We start from the raw sequence: 18,688 nt of genomic DNA, 5'->3' as shown, positions 1-18,688 counted from the left end.
AGTAAATATGTCATTTCCAAAGAATTTTTTATGGGGCGGTGCAACCGCTGCTAATCAAATTGAAGGTGCCTACAATGTTGATGGTAAGGGCCTTTCAGTAACAGATATTACAACTGCGGGTAGTTTAGAACATCCTAGAATGTTGACCTACAAATTGAATGGAAAGCTTGAAGAATCTCCAGCATTACCTGGTGCGGGTTTACCAGAAGGTGCAGTTGGTGCAATTGATTCTAACGAATATTATCCTAACCATGTAGCAATTGACTTCTATCACCATTATAAAGAAGATATTAAGATGTTTGCGGACATGGGTTTTAAGACATTCCGTCTTTCAATTGCCTGGACTAGAATTTTTCCTAAAGGTGATGAAGAAAAGCCAAATCAAGCAGGTTTAGACTTTTACCGCCATGTCTTTGAAGAATGTAAGAAATATGATATTGAGCCTTTAGTTACTATTTCTCACTATGAAGATCCACTTTACTTAAGTGAAAAGTACCATGACTGGCAAGATCGTAAGATGATCGACATGTACGTTAAGTATGCTAAAGTTTTATTTGAAGAATATAAAGGCTTAGTTAAGTATTGGCTTACTTTTAATGAAATTAATACAGCCGTAATGATGCTAGATATGTTCGGCAACAATAATAATTCAGATGAAGCATACCAACATGCATACCAAAAACTTCACTATCAATTTGTTGCAAGTGCTCGTGCAGTTAAGGCAGCTCATGAAATTGATCCAAATTATGTAGTAGGTAATATGATCTGTGGTATCGTTGATTACCCATTAACTCCAGATCCAAAAGATGTATTGAAATGTCGTCATGATTGGGAAAAGAATATCTTCTATTGCGGTGATGTTCAATGCAAAGGTAAATATCCAACTTTTGCTAAGCGTCTTTGGAATGAACACAATGTTCATCTAGATATTACCGATCAAGATCTTGAAGACTTGGTTAAAGGAACTGTAGATATTTACACTTTCTCATACTACATGTCTAATGTTGTAACTACGCATGAAGTAAAGGATAAGGTAGGCGGCAATTTTGCAGCTGGTGCTAAAAACCCATACTTGAATTACTCAGAATGGGGCTGGGCAACAGATCCAACTGGTTTACAATACTACCTTGAAGTAATCTATGACCGCTATGAAATTCCAGTAATGGTAGTAGAAAATGGATTGGGGGCCGTTGATCAAGTTACTAGCGATGGCAAGATTCATGACGATTACCGTATTGACTATCTTCGTCAACACATTGAAGCAATGCAAAAAGCAATTGATGACGGTGTAGATTTGATTGGTTACACAACATGGGGCTGTATTGACTTGGTGTCTGCTGGTACTGGTCAAATGTCTAAACGTTATGGCTTTATCTATGTAGATCGTGATGATAACGGCGAAGGCTCACTTAAGAGACTTCCTAAGGATTCATTCTATTGGTATAAAAAAGTAATTGAATCTCAAGGTGAAGATTTAGATTAATGATAAAAAGTGATGACGAAAGTCATCACTTTTTGTATAGGCAATAATTACTAAAAAATGTCAATATACCATACGAATTTTAAAAGCGTATAATTAACTTTGTGTTATTTTATATAGGAGTTGACATTTTGAATAGAAAACGCAAAAAAGTTTGGTGGATAGTAGGAATTGCGATTGCTGTCTTGATCGTTTTAATTGGAGTAGGAGAAGCATACTTTTTCAATGTGGCTTTTGTACCGGGACAAAAAAGTGTGCTAAATAAATATTCAAGTAAGAAAAAGAAAGACCCATTCGCGCAAAATAAAAAATGGTATGCAGATGCTAAGAAAGAACAATGGTATATAAAATCTGCTTCATCAAATTATTGTCTTGACGCAAATTATATTCCAAAGAAAAATTCGCATAAAACTGCAGTCCTCCTTCATGGCTTTATGAATAATAAAGATACAATGGCTCCTTACGCAGCTATGTTTCATCAATTAGGATATAATGTTTTGATTCCGGATGCCCGAGCTCATGGTAAAAGTCAAGGAAAGTACATCGGATATGGTTGGCCTGAAAAATACGATGTTCAAAAATGGGTTAAAAAGGATATTGCTGAAAAAGGCAAAAAACAAAAGATTGTAATCTTTGGCGTTAGCATGGGGGGTGCAACTACTATGATGACAAGCGGACTTAAGATGCCGAAGCAGGTTAAAGCTTACATTGAAGACTGTGGTTATACTGATGTCAAATCTGAATTTTTGTATGAAGCAAAAGATATATATAAAATGCCTAAGCTAGTTGCTTCAAGTGCCGTTGCAATATTAAGTGGCGTAAGTAAGGCAAATCTTGGTTTTTATTTAGGGGATGCATCAGCTGTCAATCAGCTCAAGAAAAATAAATTACCAATGATGTTTATTCATGGAAGCAAAGATAACTTTGTACCAACTAAAATGGTATATCAAAATTATAAAGCTACTAATGGTCCCAAGGAATTATGGATTGCCGAAAAGGCAGCACATGCTCGTTCGTTTGAAACATATCCCCGTGAGTATAAAGCTCGTGTATCCAAGTTTTTGAATAAATATGTATAAAAAAATCACCAGATCATTTGATCTAGTGATTTTTTGTTTGGTTATAGTATTTTTTTACTTAGTTGCGCCTTGTGGCTTTCTGCGTCCAACAAGCCAAGTAGCAATCAAAGCGATAATAGCTTCAATGATAATCATTGCGATCTTCATAGAAAGGCTAGTGCTGCCAAGCCATACATCAAGGATAATAGAACCAATAATTAAAATTCCCATCCAAATCCATTGAGATTTATCAAAGGCAATACCGTATTCTTCTTCACGACGTCTAATACCTGGCAAAATAGCACCTAAACCAATTAATACGATTACAGCAACGATATTGATAATTAATTCGTACCACCAAAGACCGCTACCGTGCTTAACGTCTTGTGGTGCAAAGCCTAATATTGTGGCAACTGCAGTAACTATTAATAAAGCAAGACCGACTAGCCAAGCAAGTTTATCATTTTTAATATAAACGTATTTTGACGGATATTTAGCTGAGTTCTTTCTTATTCTCATAAATGAGTAGAAGATCCAACAGGTAACACCTGGTGAAACGATTGAATTTAAATTAAGTAACCAGTTAAAGATATCATTCATATCAGGTAGGAAAATACCTAAAATCATAATAAATGATGAAAGGGCAACTGTTAAAATGTAACCGTTAATTGGTAAGCCGTTCTTATCTTTTTTACGTAAGAATTTAGGCATGTACTTATCACCAGTGTCGGAAATAAGCATTCTAGTCATGGCATCCAATAATACGGCAACTAAGGCACAGTTGAATAGCAATGATGTCCAAGCCCAAAGATAAAGCAAGAACTTACCCATACCAAATTGTTCACCAACCATTTGGAAGACATAGTAAGCACCATTCATCTTTAAGTCATTTGGAATATGATATGCGTCGAAGTAAATACCAAGGGCAAATGATCCAAGAATGGTTAAAAATGCAGTCATAATAGCTAAAGCAATCATTGCCTTAGGGAAGTCTGACTTAGGTTTCTTCATCTTAGTTACATAAGGTGCAACTAATTCGCAACCATTCATGGCATAGATAAGCATCCCGACAGTTGACCAATAGTGTAAGTCAAATTTGGGAACGATTGTGTGCCAAGTAAATGGTTGAGTAGCCATATGACCGCCTGATTTTGCTAAACCAACAAAGGCTAAAAGAACAAATAAAACAGTCATAATAACCATTAATCCACCACCAATACTGGAAAGGAATTCCATTGAATTAGCAAAGTGGTGTTCAACAATAATAAAAACAATGAAAACAACAAATGTTAATGCCGCAAACATTGTTGTTGGAATTTTATCTTGAAATCCTTTAGACCCAGTTAATGCCCAGCCAAGGTCAACGATAATTTCGTTTGCTGAGTCAACTGCGTAAGGAATTGAAGCGGCCCAGTATGTCCAGGCCGTAAAGTAACCAAGAAATTCACCATCAGTACCACGTACCCATGATGAAAGTCCACCACCTTCATTACTAAAAGTTGATCCTAATTGTCCAACCATTAGTGAATAAGGGGTTACATAAAGTAAACACATAATAATCCAAGAGGTGATAACCGGCATCCCTTGGTTTTGAAAATTGTACATGATATCGTCTAATCCGATAACAGTACAAAGTGCCATCAAAGTCAAAACAGGCCAGCTGATGGTCTTCATTTTGCTAGTTGAAGTTAAATCGTCCAAGTAATTCTCATCCTTCTCTATTTCTATAGTCTAAACACTTCTCCCACAAATAAATGAGAATGCTGGCGATTTATTTTTAAATTCTTCTCGCATCAATAACTCCTATATAGAAATACCAATATAGATTCTACCTATTAGAAATAACCCTGGCTAGTGTAAAACGCTTTCTATTTACAAAAAGCTCTTTACTTATTTTATGTAAGTTGATATAATGGTACTAACGAAAAGTAAGCTTGTAAAAAGAAAGTAAAGGGGGAGTTAGTATGACAGGACAAATTATCGCTATTGCTATTATTGTGGCAGGTTTATCATTTTTAACTAGAGAGAAAATGCCTGCCGTAGAAAGAGTTAGAAGACACAGATAGAGGTTATATATGGCAAAAACATCACAAGTTATTCGTAATCATAAAGAAGCAAAATACTCAACTAGAGAATATACACGTTGTGAGCGTTGTGGTAGACCGCATTCAGTTTATCGCAAGTTCGGTCTTTGCAGAGAATGCATGAGAGACTTAGCACATCAGGGTCAACTTCCAGGTGTTAAAAAAGCTAGTTGGTAAAATATATACTTCATTAATTAAGTAAAATAAACATCCAAATAAAGTGAAGCTCGAGTTTACTCGGGCTTTTTTGTTGAATTTTTTAGTTTTCTTATCATCTGTTTAATATTATTTTTGGTAAAGTAATTAAAAAGGTACTAAAAAAGGAAGATAGGAAAAACTAAATGGATAAATTTCGTTTTACAAAACGTGAAAAAATATTTTTATTGTTAGCTTTATTTGTATTATTAATGCTATTTGTTTCAAGTTCAATGACGTATCAGCAACAAGAATTACATGATGGCGTAATGAATAAACATTTTAGTTGGCTAGAAGATATCGTTGCCGGTTGGAATTTTACTTATGGCGGAAGAATACATAATGTTCAAATAGATGGAAGGGCAGGCTTAGCCCAATTTGTCCTAAGAAAAATGGCCCATTTTGGTTCATATTTTTTACTTGGTGGTTTTGGGTATTTAGGATTACGCCGAATTTTTAAAGTAAAGTGGGTAGCTCCCATTTTAACTTGGTTTGCAGCAATTGCCTTTGCAGCCTTTGATGAATATCATCAATATTTAACGGGAGATCGTACTCCAAGTGTCCATGATGTGATTCTAGATGGCTTAGGTGCCTTAACTGCGATCCTGTTGATCATGTTTATTTCTTTCATTAAAAATCAATATTTCAGTAAGAAAAGCTAGGTTTAATGTTTGATACCATTGAATTTTAAAGTACTGTGAGTTAAGATAATAACGTTAATTAATATTAGAAAAAAGAAAGAAGGATCCTTATGTCAGGACATTCAAAATGGCACAATATTCAAGGCCGCAAGAATGCGCAAGACGCAAAGAGAGGTAAAGTTTTCCAAAAGTTATCTCGTGAAATTTATATGGCTGCAAAGAGTGGTGGTCCTGATCCTGATGGGAATCCTGCATTACGTATGGTAATTGATAAGGCACGCTCAAACAACATGCCTAAAGACAATATCCAACGTGCGATCAAGAAGGCCGAAGGTGGCTCAGATGAACACTACGACGAAATCACTTATGAAGGTTACGCTCCAGGTGGTGTAGCAGTATTTGTTGAAGCTTTGACTGATAACAAGAACCGTACTGCTTCAGATGTTCGTGTTGCTTTCACTCGTAATGGTGGTTCACTTGGTGCTACTGGTTCAGTTGCTTACATGTTCGACCGTAAAGGTTACATTGTAATTGATCGTTCAACTACTGATGCTGATGAAGATCAAGTTTTACTTGATGTTATGGACGCTGGTGGTGATGACCTTCAAACTAGTGATGATGCATACGAAATTTATACTGATCCTAAGCAATTTGCAGAAGTTCGTGATGCACTTATTAAAGCTGGTTACAAGCTCGCTGATGCTGAATTGACTATGATTCCACAAAACACCACTCCAGTTCCAGCAGATAAGAAGGAACAATTTGAACACTTAGTTGAAGCACTTGAAGATAGTGATGATGTTCAAAATGTTTATACTGCAGCAGCTGATGAAGATTAGTTAAAAAGATATAGCTTAGTCCAATTGGATTAAGCTATTTTTTATTAAAAAAATTTATTTATCAAAAGAAAAATTCTTCTTTTTTGCGTAATAAGTAGTGTGATGCAAAAAAGGAGGATTTTTTTATGCAAGTTAAAGAGATCATAAAGAAATTGTTAGTATCTGCTATTGAACTTAAAGCAAGCGATATTTTCTTTTTTCCTAAAAAAGAAAGCATAGTTGTTGATTATAGAACACATAGTGGCGTTATTAGGCAACGAAGTTATTCTTTATCAGAGGGACAAGAAATCATTAATTTTTTAAATATAGTGCTCAAATGGATATAGCAGAACATCGCCGCCCGCAAGTAGGAGCAATGATTTATAGCTTAGGTGAGAAGAAATATTACTTAAGATTATCAAGTTTAGGTGATTTTACTGATCAAGAATCTTTAGTTATTCGAATTATCTATGGAATTGAAAATAGTAAATATTTTTTTGATAAACAATTTATAAAATTAGAAAAATTAGCCACTAAGCGTGGATTAATTGTAACTAGTGGTCCTACAGGTTCTGGAAAAACTACAACTATGTATGAAATTGCTAAAAAATTAAGTGAAAACAGGATAGTTATGACAATTGAAGATCCAGTTGAAGTATATGAATCATCTTTTTTGCAATCACAAGTCAATAATGAAGCAGGAATAGATTATCAAAGCTTACTAAAAGCTGCATTGAGACATCGACCTGATATTTTGATTATTGGTGAAATTCGAGATCAAGGTACAGCGAGATTATCGGTTGATGCAGCACTTAGTGGACATTTGGTTCTTGCCACAGTACATGCTAAAAGTACTTTTCAAACTATTTCACGGCTAGAAGGGTTAGGAATTAGTAATGATGAACTTAAAAATTGTTTAACTGCTATTTCTTATCAACGTTTAATGCCTAGTGACAATGAAGTTAGGTGTTTGATGGATATCGCAAGTGGTGAATCACTTAAAAGTGAGCTGAACAAATCGATTCGTAGTGACTTTGTTAGTTGGCAGAAAAATTTAAATGCTTTATGGAAAGGAGGAGAGATTAATGATGAAGTATATTGGCAGTACCAAGAAGGATAAATTAAACGGCGAAGAACAATTAGCTTTTTTAGATTATTTGAAAAATAGTTTAAATAATGGCTTTTCATTAAGCAATTCAATTGAACTAATGCCAGTGTTATGGCCAAAACAAAGAGTATTAATGGGAAAATTGGCTCGTAGAATGAAAAATGGTGCTAGTTTAAGTGAAGAATTAATAAAACTGGGTTTTTCAAGAACTATGGTAACTCAAGTAAATTTATCACTGCAACAAGGCAATCTAACAGAATGCTTAGAGCAATTGGCTATATTAAGTCGCTTAAAACAGGAACAAATAAAAAAATTGCGTGCGGAATTATCCTATCCGCTTGTTTTAGCAATTATGATGATTGTTTTATTAATGTTTATGCAGTCTTTTATTTCAATGCAATTTAACAATACAAGTGAGCATTCTGGTGACTTGGTCATATTAATTTTGATTATCTTAATTGGAAGTGGAATTTACTTTTTTACAAGAATCATCTCATTGTTAAATAAGCAAGATTATATTTCAATGAAGAAATTAATTAGATATCCAATTATTGGGAGAATTATTTTATTATATGTAAATTATTTATTAGTTTATGACATTGGGATGTTGCTAGCTGGCGGTTTTTCACTGCAGAAAATGTGTGAGTATGCAATAAAACAAGAGAAAGATTCTCTTCAGCATACTTTAGGACAAAATATTGGGCAGCAATTGGTAAAAGGAAAGAGTATAGAAGAAATAATAAAAAAAGAAGATTTTCTGCCGACTAGTTTGCTTATTTTGCTTAAAACAGGGTCTCAAAGAAGCGATTTAAGTAAAAGATGTTTAATTTTGGGTCGAAGTTTATTTCTTGATTTGACTGCAAAAGTCGAAAAATTAGTTGTTAATATTCAACCTATTTGTTTCATTTTAATTGGGGTTTGCATTATTGGAATGTATCTGAAATTATTACTGCCAATGTATTCAATGATGCAAAATATTTAGAGGTAAAGATATATGAAGAATAAAATAAAGAGATATTTGCTAAATATTTTAGCGAAAAGTCGACGACAAGAGGGATTTACTTTAATTGAAATGGTAGTGGTAATTGCTATCATTGTAATTCTAGTTTTATTGATTGTCCCCAATTTATTAGGGCAAAAAAAGAAAGCAGAGACTAAAACTGGGGATGCCTTTAAAGTAACTATTCAAACTCAAGTTGAATTATATAAAGATGATAAGGGGAAATTACCAGCAAGCTTTGATGAATTAGTAAAGAATGATTATTTGACAGAAGATCAAAAGAAAAAAGCTGAAGAAAAGAAATATTCAATTAATAAAGATGGTGAAGTTGAAATTTCCAAGAATCAAGGCTAGTGCGTTTACTTTAATTGAAACCTTAATTACCTTAACTATTTGTTGCGGAATACTATTAATTGGAAGCTTGCAGTTAAGAAAAAGCCAAAACCGGTTAATTTTTGATAATACAACTAAAGAAGTTATGGCTGCTTTAGATCAGGCTTCGCGAATAAGCACAATTACAGACGATACCGTTACTGTCATTTTTTCAAAAGAAAAACATTATATTAATTTATCTGGTCCAAATTATAATAAGCAAATTGAGATTAATAAAAATATTGATATTGAAGGACTCAGTAAATTCCGCTTTAGCAGTTCAGGATCTTCTAAACCAATTACTGTAACTTTTAGTGGTTATGGACTAAGAAGAGAGAAAAAATATCAGATGCTGTGGGGACGTGCAACAGAATGAAGCGAATACAAGGATTTTTTATGTTAGAAAGCTGTATAGCGATTATTATCTCTGTTATTGCAGTGAGCTGCTTTTATTTAACCGTAGTAGAGAGTAGAAAAAATGGCTATAAAATAGAACGAAAAGCAGATCATGCATATGCTTACCATGTTTTACACAAAAATAATTTAGATCAAATTTTAGTTCATGATCGAATATATAAAAAAGCGGGACCAAATTATATTTATGACACGACTAATCATCAAAAAATCAAAATTAAAAACTAACGGGTTTTTATTGGCTGAAGCTATTTTTTCATTAGTTATAGTTATTTTGATTTTGACAATTTTGCAAAATATATTATTCAGTATTAAGAAAATAAATATGAGTGAAAATAATCAGGTCAATGATCTAGCATATGCGTATGTTCAATTAAATAATTTTATGCATGCTAAGGATACTAGAACAGTTTATCCTGTTAAAGATAATCATGATGATAAGAGTGCTACTTTTACTAGAATAGATAATAAGAAGAACGAGGAAACTTATAATATTGAATATTATTTAAAAAAGAAAGTGTTAAAAGTTTCTAAGGTAGGTACAAAAAGTACGGGTGGATATATGCCATTGATTTTCAATATTAGGGATGCAAAATTTGAAACTAAAAAAGATAAAATTATTATCCATATTGATGAGTACAATAAAGGGAAATCTGATCTAGTATTTCAACTTGACGAAAAAGTAGATGAAAAAGAAGATGTTAAAAAGAAAAAAGATCTCAAGAAAGCTAAAGGGAAGCGTATTATTTAGTAGCATATTAGTATTAGTAACTACAATACTTTTCATTCAAATGTATCAAAATATTTTTATTACTAGTATGGAAAATAATATGCTGATAATAAAAATATTAACGGAATAAATGACTTTTCTTGCACCTCTATTTACCTTTCTTTAAAATAGTGAGGTAATAGGGGGACTACTAAATGGAAAATTTTGAAAAATTATTTAATCAATTTTTAGATTGCGTACAAACTTTACAAAATGCATTGAATGTTTCATTCACAGAAGCATTAGTAGAAACTTTTGATAACTTAGAGCAAGGAAAAATCAAAGTTGAAAATGGTGCACCTGATGAAAAGACCGTTGCAGAATTAAGCAAAAAGTACCAAGCTCTTAATTATGACAGTATTAGTCAAAAGGAAAAAGCGCAAGTATTTACTTTTCTAACCTTAAAGGCGATCAATGATGATGGCCGTGAAGTAAATCAAATGCCAACTCCACCAGCAATTTCAACTGTGGTTGCTATGTTGATGCACAAATTGCTTAGTAATAAGAAAATGGAGATTGTTGATCCAACTGTGGGCACAGGTATTTTACTTTTCTCAGTTATTTCACAGCTCAAGGCACTTAACCATTCTAAGGATCAATATAAACTTGTTGGAATTGATAATGACGAAGAAATGTTGAACTTAGCTGATGTGGCAGCTCATTTAAATGATATTGATATTGAATTGTATTGCCAAGATGCATTAATGCCATGGATGTGTCCAAATGCTGATGCAATTGTAAGTGATCTACCAGTGGGTTATTATCCAATTGATGAGAATGCTAAAAACTTTGAAAATAGAGCAGAAAAGGGTCACTCTTTTGCACACTTGTTGTTAATTGAACAAATTATTAAGAATTTAAAGCCAGGAGGTTATTCATTCTTAGTAGTTCCTAAGTCGATTTTATCTGGTAAGATTGGTGCAGATTTTATGCCTTGGCTCACCAAAAAAGTATATTTAAAAGCCATTGTAGAATTACCTGATGATATGTTTAAAAATAAATTTAATCAAAAATCAGTTTTGGTATTCCAAAATCATGGTGGAGATGCAAAAGCAAGTGAAGTTTTATTAACTAAGCTTGAATCATTAAAGAAACAAGAATCTTTGATTCGCTTTAATGTCAAATTAAACGAGTGGTATACTAAAATCACTGAGTAATTCGCATGCTTAAAAATATACGAGTGGAGGAAAGTATTTTATGAAAAAGGTTTTGGCTATTAATTCTGGTAGCTCATCATTTAAATACAAGTTATTTTCATTACCAGCTGAAAAAGTAATTGCAAAGGGAATGGCCGATCGTGTTGGTCTTGCCAATGCATCTTTTGAAATTAAACTTGCTGATGGAACAGATCATGTTGAAAAAACAGATATTCCTGACCAAGAAGCTGCGGTTAGCTTGTTGTTAAAGTTTTTAAAAGAGTTTAATGTTGTTGAAGACTTAAATGAAATTGTGGGTGTAGGCCATAGAGTTGTTAATGGTGGTGAATACTTTAAAGATTCAACTATTATTAATAAAGAAAATCTACAAAAAATCTATGAATTACAAGATTATGCACCACTTCATAACCCAGCAGAGGGTCGTGGTATTGAAGCCTTTATGAATGTTTTGCCTAACGTTCCTCAAGTAGCAGTCTTTGATACTACTTATCACTATAGTCTTGATCCGGTACATTATTTGTATTCTATTCCTTATAAGTATTATGAAAAATATGGTGTACGTAGATACGGTGCTCATGGTACATCAATTCGTTATACTGCTCCTCACGCTGCAAAAATGCTGGGTAAAGACCTTAAGGACTTAAAACTAATAGTTTGTCATTTAGGATCTGGTGCTTCAATTACTGCAGTTAAAGATGGTAAGTCATATGATACGTCGATGGGCTTTAGTCCAATTGCTGGTGTTACAATGGCTACACGCTCAGGTGATATTGATCCTTCACTTATTCAACATTTGATGCATGTAGAACATAAGTCAATGGATGAAATGATTCATATTTTGAACAGTGAATCTGGCTTATTAGGTTTATCGGGTATTTCTCCTGATATGCGTGATATCAGAGAAAGTGATACTGAACGGGCTAAACTTGCTAGAAATATCTTTATTAACCGCATTGTTCGTTACGTAGGTGCATATACTGCCGAAATGGGCGGTGTAGATGCAATTATCTTTACTGCCGGAATTGGTGAACATGATGCTGGGGTAAGAAAAGCAGTTATGGATGCATTTAAGTTCTTAGGCGTTGAACCTGATTATGAAGCAAATGAAGAAAATGGTGAACACTTTATCACTAAGCCAGGTTCTAAAGTTAAAGCAATGGTTATTCCAACTAACGAAGAATTGATGATTGAACGTGATGTTGTTCGTTTAACTAATATTAATTAGTTTTTTATTCGCTCATTTTGCTGGTCTGTGCTACAATAGGAGAGTCTCAAGGGGATGTTTTGGGATTCGACAGGCGTAGACCCGCATTGACTGCGATTCGTAGGTTACGTCTACGTAAAAACGTTACAGTTAAATATAACTGCAAATAACAAAAATTCTTACGCATTAGCTGCTTAATTTAGCGCATGCGTTGCTCTTGACCAGTTTACTCGTGACTGGTTTTCGAGTATCAACTTTAGCGAGTTACGTTTAACTACCTCACCTGAATAGTTAAAAAGAGTCTTAACAGGTTAGCTGGTTCATACTAGCCCTGTTATATGGCGTTTTGAACTAGTGAAGTTTAAGTAATATAACTATGATCGTAGAGGTTAATGACGAGATGCGTTTGGACAGGGGTTCAATTCCCCTCATCTCCATAGATAAAAATAGAACCGCTCTAGTAAGTTGTCTAGAGCGGTTTTTTTGATGCTTTGCTAGAAAATGCACTAAATTTAATTCAGTCATAAATTCAATCTATATAAATTAAAGATAATCTTTAGTTATGGATAAACTATATAAATAAGTATTAAACATTATAAGTTGCAATAAGTATAATAACCAATGTTAAATAGATTGGAAAAAAAGGAGAATTAAATGATCGAATACAAAAATAATTATTTTGAAGGAGAACGAATTATTTACGGTTTAAACGATGCTACTCTCGATGGTATTACTTTTGGAAATGGTGAATCTCCTTTAAAAGAAACAAAGAATATAAATTTAAAAAATTCAATTTTCAAATGGAAATATCCACTTTGGTATGCTGAAAATATAAATGTAGAAGATACTATTTTTGAAACTATGTCTAGAAGTGGAATCTGGTATACCACTAACATTTCTATAAAAAATAGTGCGTTGCAAGCTCCTAAATTATTTAGAAGAGCCAATCATATTGTTTTAGATAACGTTCATTTTTCTAATGCGGAAGAAACAATGTGGACTTGTGATGATATTAGAATTACTAATTCCCAAATTAATGGCGATTACTTCGGAAAAGATAGTAAAAATATTTATTTAGACAACGTTAGTGTTATTGGAAATTATGTTTTTGATGGAGCTGAAAATGTAGAAGTACATAACTCAACTTTTATTTCTAAAGACGCATTTTGGAATTGTAAGAACGTTGAAATATATGATTCTACAATTGATGGTGAATATTTAGCTTGGAATACTAATAATATAAAATTTATTAATTGTAAAATTGAAAGTGATCAAGGTTTAAATTATATTGATTATTTAACAATTAAAAATAGTTCATTAATTCATGCTGATTTGGCATTTGAATATGTGTCAAATATGGACGTAGAACTTAATGCTACAATTGATAGTATAAAGAATCCGATTTCTGGAAAAATTTCTGTACCTGAAATCAGAACTTTGATTATAAATTCCAATAAAGTGGACCATGCAAAAACAGAAATTGTTTGTTCAAATATTATTCAAAAAGTAGATCATTCAGATACACATCAACAACCAAAGGATTAGTGATAATATGCAATATGATTTTGAAAATGCGCCAGATAGAACAAATACTGGTTCGGTAAAATGAAATGTAAATTCAGGCGAATTACCTATGTGGATTGCAGATATGGATTTTAAAACTGCCCCTGAAATCATTAAAGCTATGAAACAGAAGATTGCCTTGGGTGCATTTGGTTATGAATTTCCTAAAGAAGATTATTTTAATGCAGTAGCGGATTGGTATGAAACAGAGCATAAATATCGTCCAGAGCATAATTGGATGATTTTTACTACGGGTGTTGTACCTGCTATTTCTTCAGTTGTACGAAGAGTTTCTCACATCGGTGACAATGTTCTAGTGCAGGAGCCAGTATATAATATTTTTTATAATTCAATTTTGAATAATGGGCGACATGTTTTATCAAGTGATCTAAAATTTGATGGTCAAGAATATATTGTTGATTGGCATGATTTAGAAGAAAAATTAGCTAATCCATTAACAACATTGATGATTTTTTGTAATCCTCATAATCCTGTTGGTAGAGTTTGGACTGCCGAAGAAGTGCAACGAATTGCAGATCTTTGTTTTAAGCATCATGTAGTTTTACTATCGGATGAAATTCATGGTGATTTGGTTAGAAAAGGTCCAGACTATATACCTGCTTATAGTGTTAGCAGCAAAGCCCGCAATAATGTAATTTCATTAGTTTCTCCAAGTAAGACCTTCAATGTTGCTGCTCTTCATGCAGCAACAGCAATTATACCGGGTGAAAATTTACGGGCAATAGTTAATAGAGGGCTAAACAGTGATGAGATTGCAGAACCTAATCTTCTAGCTATTCCTGCAACTATTGCAGCTTATGAGAACGGACATAAATGGCTTAAAGCTTTAAAGAAACAATTAGATAAAAATTTTGAATATGCGGTAGATTTTATTCGAGATAATATTCCGGAATTAAGAGTTATTAGTGGGGATGCAACCTATTTAATGTGGATGATACTCAAAAAGTTACGATAAGTTCTCAAGAATTAGCTAAATTTATTAGGGAAAAGACAGGCTTAATAATTTCAGCAGGCAATGTTTATCGTGGAAATGGTAACAATTTTATTAGGATAAATTTAGCTTGTCCATTAAAGATGGTTAAAGATGGTATGGCTAGGTTAGCTACAGCTATAAGTAAATATAAAAATTAATTATATATTTAAGAAAAGGGTTTCATTTTTATCAATATAAAGTATATACTTTATGTGAGGTGATTTAAATGGAACCATTATTTTTGACCCCGTACTTTAGACCTAAAATTTGGGGCGGTCGTAAATTAAAAGATATTTTTAACTATGATATTCCAGATGGAAAAGTTGGTGAAGCATGGATTATTTCTGGCTATAAGGATGATGCATCAACTGTTACTGATGGCCCACTTAAGGGTAAGTCATTAAGAGAAGTTTACTTAGAACATCCAGAATTATTTGGTAATCCTAAGGCTAAGGAATTTCCATTACTTGTTAAATTCTTAGATGCTAATGACAATTTATCAGTACAAGTACACCCGGATGATGACTATGCACGTAAGGTGGAAAATGATTCAGGTAAGACTGAAAGCTGGTATGTAATGCAAGCAGATCCAGATGCTTATATTATCTATGGTCACCATGCTAAGAATCGTGAAGAACTTGCAGATATGATTCACAAGGGCGAATGGGATAAACTTTTAAGAAAAGTTCCAGTTAAAGCCGGCGACTTTTTCTATGTTCCAGCAGGCACAATTCATGCTTTAACCAAGGGATGTCTTGTAATTGAAACACAGCAATCAAGTGATGTTACTTACCGTCTTTACGATTATGATCGTGTTGATCAAAAGACTGGTAAAAAACGTGAACTTCATATGCAAAAGTCAATTGATGTAACAACTGTTCCACATGTTGATCCAAAGCTTAATGTGCATACTGAAAAAGATCAAGATGCTGAAATCAAAACTTTAGTAGAGCCACCAGTTTCACCACACTTTTATTTATGGCAAATTGATTTGGATGGTACTTGGAAGACCGGTTTAAAGAATCATCCATATTTGTTAGTTTCTGTAATTAAAGGCGAAGGAAAGCTTGAAGCTGATGGAAAATCATATGATTTAAAGATGGGAACTAATTTAATTATTCCAAATGAGATGAAGAAATTCACATTCACTGGTAAAATGAGAATAGTTATGTCTGCACCAGGTGAGGAATAACCGTTTAATTTATCAGAATTAGGAGTGAGAATTTGTGATCTATATCGCTTGTGGCTCAGTTATGATGGTGATTGGTATAATTTGGCTGATTTCACCGGCTAAAAAACCTAATCGAATTTATGGCTATTTATCTTATCTTGCGCAAGTTAATCAGGAGAGTTTTAAATTTGCTCAGAAGAGGGCAAGTTTGTATTGTATTCTTTTTGGTTTGATTCAAGTTGTGATAGGATTAATTATTCACTTTTTGAATTGGGATCGCTTTTTTCTCGTTTGGCTCTTAACTTTTTATTTATTTATTTTATTGCCAATAGTTTATACCGAAAAAAGTTTGAAAAAATTTTTAGTTAAGCGGCATGAGCTACCACATGACTATATTGATCCCGACAAAGTGAAGCGTCAAAGAACAAAAGGATTTAGGGATCGATAATGAGTTTAAATATATTAATGGTTGAAGATGACAACTCCGTTGCTGAAATGATGGGGATGTTTTTCAAAAAAGAAGGTTGGCAACAAGATATTGCTGTTGACGGTGTCGAAGCCGTCGACATGTTTAGAAAAAATGCAGATAAGTATGATTTAATTACTTTGGATTTGAATTTACCTAAAAAAGACGGTATTCAAGTTGCCAAAGAAGTGAGAGCAATTTCACCTACTGTACCAATTATTATGCTTACTGCTAGGGGAAGTGAATCAGATCAAGTACTAGGTCTTGGTATTGGAGCTGATGAATATGTCACTAAACCTTTTAGTCCAATTGCTTTAATTGCTAGAATCAAGGCACTTCATCGTAGAGTTATGATGGAAGAAGAGCCGGATACTGCTAAAGAAGATAAGCAAGATTATGAAATTACCACAAAACACCTAAAAATTTCTAAAAATAGACGAGAAGTATTGTTTGACAAGCAACCTGTAACTAATTTAACTCCAAAGGAATTTGACTTGCTTTATACGATGGCTCAAAAGCCTAAGTAAGTCTTTTCTCGTGAACAATTATTAGAGCTGGTTTGGGGATATGAATACTACGGAGAAGAAAGAACAGTAGATGCTCATATTAAGAAACTGCGCCAAAAATTAGAGAAAGTTGGAGCTAAAGTTATCCAAACCGTTTGGGGAGTTGGATATAAGTTTGATGATTTGCAGGTAGAATAATAATGAAATTAATTTACCAAAATATGCTAGGGTTTCTATTAATTATTGTAACTACAATTTCAATTATTGGATATTCCGAGATAGGCTATGCACGTGATCAAGCATATATGCAAAATTATCAAAGAATGGAAGGTTATGCTAATTCTTTAGGAAATTTAGCAGCAGCTGAGGGAAAAGACGATACAGCAATATTAAGCAATAGCTTTTTAAATCAGTTAGAATTTATTCTTCGCGGGGATGATGTTCATTTACGAATTTTTAATGAAAAAAATGAGCAAATTTATCCTAAGACTAGAGAAAAAATACAATTATCTAAAAATATTTTTGCTACTTTAAAAAATGGTCAAGAGATTCGTATTCAAAATAATCACAATGAAAATGCGCCAATTGCATCAACTAAGGATGCCTATACAGGTGTTTTAGTTCCTTGGATGAATGGGAAAAATTTAATTGGTGTAGCGTGGATAAGTTCCAGAGTTAAGCATGTTGAAAGACCGATATATATGGCCAAACGCAATTTGCTTAGAGCGTTGTTGACTACAGTTGCAGTTGGTTTGATTCTGAGTTTTATTATTTCATATTACTCTACTAAACGAATTAAACGTTTATCACGCGCTACGCAAAAAGTAGCTTCAGGTAACTTTAATGTGCAGATCAAACATAAAGATAGCGATGAAATTGATCAGTTAGCTGAAAACTTTAATCAAATGGTATTAGCATTAAAGCGATCCAATGAAGAAGTCAAGGCGCAAGAAAATCGGCGGGACCAATTTATGGCAGATGCTGCTCATGAAATGAGAACACCATTAACTACTATTAATGGAATTCTCGAAGGATTACAATATGATGCAATTCCAGAAGAATCTAAACCTAAATCGATAGCATTGATGCAGAGAGAAACTAAACGATTAATTAGATTAGTTAATGAAAATTTGGATTATGAAAAAATTCGTAATAATCAAATCAATTTAATTAAAACTAATTTTAATGCTACGCCGGTATTATTAGACTTAAAATCGCAATTAATGCAGAATGCTAAAAAAGCTGGCGATAAGTTGATTTTTGAAGTACCGACTGATCTACCAATTTATGCGAATCGTGATCGTTTCACTCAAGTAATGGTCAATTTGGTACAAAATGCAATTCAATTTACTCATGATGGTAAAATTAAAGTCTCTGGTAAAAGATTAAAGCATGGAGCTGAATTTAGTGTTAAAGATAATGGTATTGGTATGAGTGACGATCAAATTAAATATATTTTTGAGCGTTTCTTTAAAGCTGATCCATCCCGTGCGCGAATGGGAACAGGTGAATCAGGACTAGGACTTGCTATCGTATCTTCGTTGATTAAGCAGCATGGTGGTAAGATAACCGTTGATTCTAAGCCTGGTCAAGGAGCTACATTTACGGTAACTTTTTATGATAAAGGTTATGAACAATTTATTGAAAAATAGTGCTGAAACGACGTTAGAAGCATCTAACGTCGTTTT

The 18,688-nt window shown here is 33.3% G+C and carries 17 protein-coding genes, 1 other RNA gene and 3 pseudogenes; 20 read left to right on the top strand and 1 reads right to left on the bottom strand.

Features of this window, described 5'->3' with window-relative positions; all coding sequences use genetic code 11:
- Nucleotides 1-7 precede the first annotated feature (7 nt).
- On the top strand, nucleotides 8-1,483 hold the full coding sequence (locus SO785_RS05030) for a glycoside hydrolase family 1 protein (RefSeq protein ID WP_003546652.1): 1,476 nt from the start codon (nucleotides 8-10) through the stop codon (nucleotides 1,481-1,483).
- 128 nt (nucleotides 1,484-1,611) lie between these two features.
- Nucleotides 1,612-2,559: an alpha/beta hydrolase gene (locus SO785_RS05025; RefSeq protein WP_011254232.1), complete on the top strand. Its 948-nt coding sequence runs from the start codon at nucleotides 1,612-1,614 to the stop codon at nucleotides 2,557-2,559.
- Between the two features lie 54 nt (nucleotides 2,560-2,613).
- Here the strand turns inward: SO785_RS05025 and SO785_RS05020 are convergent, their stop codons facing one another.
- Nucleotides 2,614-4,239, bottom strand: coding sequence for an APC family permease (locus SO785_RS05020; RefSeq protein WP_003546656.1), 1,626 nt, complete (start codon nucleotides 4,237-4,239; stop codon nucleotides 2,614-2,616).
- A gap of 374 nt (nucleotides 4,240-4,613) precedes the next feature.
- Between SO785_RS05020 and SO785_RS05015 the strand changes: the two genes are divergently transcribed.
- The 18 genes and pseudogenes from SO785_RS05015 to SO785_RS04930 all read left to right on the top strand — a co-directional run bounded on the left by SO785_RS05015 (nucleotide 4,614) and on the right by SO785_RS04930 (nucleotide 18,652).
- Nucleotides 4,614-4,799: a type Z 30S ribosomal protein S14 gene (locus tag SO785_RS05015; protein WP_003546664.1), complete on the top strand. Its 186-nt coding sequence runs from the start codon at nucleotides 4,614-4,616 to the stop codon at nucleotides 4,797-4,799.
- Between the two features lie 164 nt (nucleotides 4,800-4,963).
- Nucleotides 4,964-5,479 carry a VanZ family protein gene (locus SO785_RS05010; RefSeq protein WP_011254234.1) on the top strand — a complete coding sequence of 172 codons (516 nt, stop codon included), beginning with the start codon at nucleotides 4,964-4,966 and terminating at the stop codon, nucleotides 5,477-5,479.
- Nucleotides 5,480-5,568: 89 nt separating this feature from the next.
- Nucleotides 5,569-6,297 carry a YebC/PmpR family DNA-binding transcriptional regulator gene (locus tag SO785_RS05005; RefSeq protein WP_003546668.1) on the top strand — a complete coding sequence of 243 codons (729 nt, stop codon included), beginning with the start codon at nucleotides 5,569-5,571 and terminating at the stop codon, nucleotides 6,295-6,297.
- Nucleotides 6,298-6,422: 125 nt separating this feature from the next.
- A pseudogene (comGA, locus tag SO785_RS05000) lies at nucleotides 6,423-7,396 on the top strand (competence type IV pilus ATPase ComGA).
- Nucleotides 7,365-8,366 (top strand): type II secretion system F family protein, encoded by a 1,002-nt coding sequence (locus tag SO785_RS04995; RefSeq protein WP_021721297.1) that lies wholly within the window; start codon nucleotides 7,365-7,367, stop codon nucleotides 8,364-8,366. The pseudogene comGA and the gene SO785_RS04995 overlap by 32 nt, the downstream one beginning before the upstream one ends.
- A gap of 12 nt (nucleotides 8,367-8,378) precedes the next feature.
- Complete coding sequence (gene comGC / locus SO785_RS04990; RefSeq protein WP_003546673.1) at nucleotides 8,379-8,738, top strand: competence type IV pilus major pilin ComGC; 360 nt, start codon at nucleotides 8,379-8,381, stop codon at nucleotides 8,736-8,738.
- Nucleotides 8,704-9,132, top strand: a complete 429-nt coding sequence (locus SO785_RS04985; protein WP_003546675.1) for a type II secretion system protein — start codon at nucleotides 8,704-8,706, stop codon at nucleotides 9,130-9,132. The genes comGC and SO785_RS04985 overlap by 35 nt, the downstream gene beginning before the upstream one ends.
- On the top strand, nucleotides 9,129-9,398 hold the full coding sequence (locus tag SO785_RS04980; RefSeq protein WP_003546676.1) for a hypothetical protein: 270 nt from the start codon (nucleotides 9,129-9,131) through the stop codon (nucleotides 9,396-9,398). The genes SO785_RS04985 and SO785_RS04980 overlap by 4 nt, the downstream gene beginning before the upstream one ends.
- Nucleotides 9,358-9,921 carry a ComGF family competence protein gene (locus SO785_RS04975; RefSeq protein WP_003546679.1) on the top strand — a complete coding sequence of 188 codons (564 nt, stop codon included), beginning with the start codon at nucleotides 9,358-9,360 and terminating at the stop codon, nucleotides 9,919-9,921. Before SO785_RS04980 ends, SO785_RS04975 begins: the two co-directional genes overlap by 41 nt.
- 173 nt (nucleotides 9,922-10,094) lie before the next feature.
- Complete coding sequence (locus SO785_RS04970; RefSeq protein ID WP_003546680.1) at nucleotides 10,095-11,096, top strand: class I SAM-dependent methyltransferase; 1,002 nt, start codon at nucleotides 10,095-10,097, stop codon at nucleotides 11,094-11,096.
- 40 nt (nucleotides 11,097-11,136) lie between these two features.
- Nucleotides 11,137-12,321, top strand: a complete 1,185-nt coding sequence (locus tag SO785_RS04965) for an acetate/propionate family kinase (protein ID WP_003546683.1) — start codon at nucleotides 11,137-11,139, stop codon at nucleotides 12,319-12,321.
- Between the two features lie 50 nt (nucleotides 12,322-12,371).
- Nucleotides 12,372-12,740, top strand: a transfer-messenger RNA (tmRNA) gene (ssrA, locus tag SO785_RS04960).
- Between the two features lie 214 nt (nucleotides 12,741-12,954).
- A complete protein-coding gene (locus SO785_RS04955) occupies nucleotides 12,955-13,845 on the top strand; it encodes a DUF3737 family protein (RefSeq protein WP_003546685.1) in 891 nt (296 codons plus the stop codon).
- A 7-nt stretch (nucleotides 13,846-13,852) separates the two neighbouring features.
- Nucleotides 13,853-15,015, top strand: a pseudogene (locus SO785_RS04950) (MalY/PatB family protein).
- 68 nt (nucleotides 15,016-15,083) lie between these two features.
- Nucleotides 15,084-16,049, top strand: coding sequence for a mannose-6-phosphate isomerase, class I (manA, locus tag SO785_RS04945; protein ID WP_003546690.1), 966 nt, complete (start codon nucleotides 15,084-15,086; stop codon nucleotides 16,047-16,049).
- A gap of 34 nt (nucleotides 16,050-16,083) precedes the next feature.
- Nucleotides 16,084-16,476 carry an SdpI family protein gene (locus SO785_RS04940; protein WP_015613337.1) on the top strand — a complete coding sequence of 131 codons (393 nt, stop codon included), beginning with the start codon at nucleotides 16,084-16,086 and terminating at the stop codon, nucleotides 16,474-16,476.
- Nucleotides 16,476-17,198, top strand: a pseudogene (locus SO785_RS04935) (winged helix-turn-helix domain-containing protein). The gene SO785_RS04940 and the pseudogene SO785_RS04935 overlap by 1 nt, the downstream one beginning before the upstream one ends.
- 2 nt (nucleotides 17,199-17,200) lie before the next feature.
- Nucleotides 17,201-18,652 carry a sensor histidine kinase gene (locus tag SO785_RS04930; protein ID WP_003546698.1) on the top strand — a complete coding sequence of 484 codons (1,452 nt, stop codon included), beginning with the start codon at nucleotides 17,201-17,203 and terminating at the stop codon, nucleotides 18,650-18,652.
- The last annotated feature ends 36 nt before the right edge of the window (nucleotides 18,653-18,688 follow it).

The organism is Lactobacillus acidophilus, assembly GCF_034298135.1.
GTDB classification, from domain to species: Bacteria; Bacillota; Bacilli; order Lactobacillales; family Lactobacillaceae; genus Lactobacillus; species Lactobacillus acidophilus.
The sequence above is the reverse complement of the archived record's forward strand: the minus strand, read 5'-3'. Positions and strand labels throughout refer to the sequence as shown.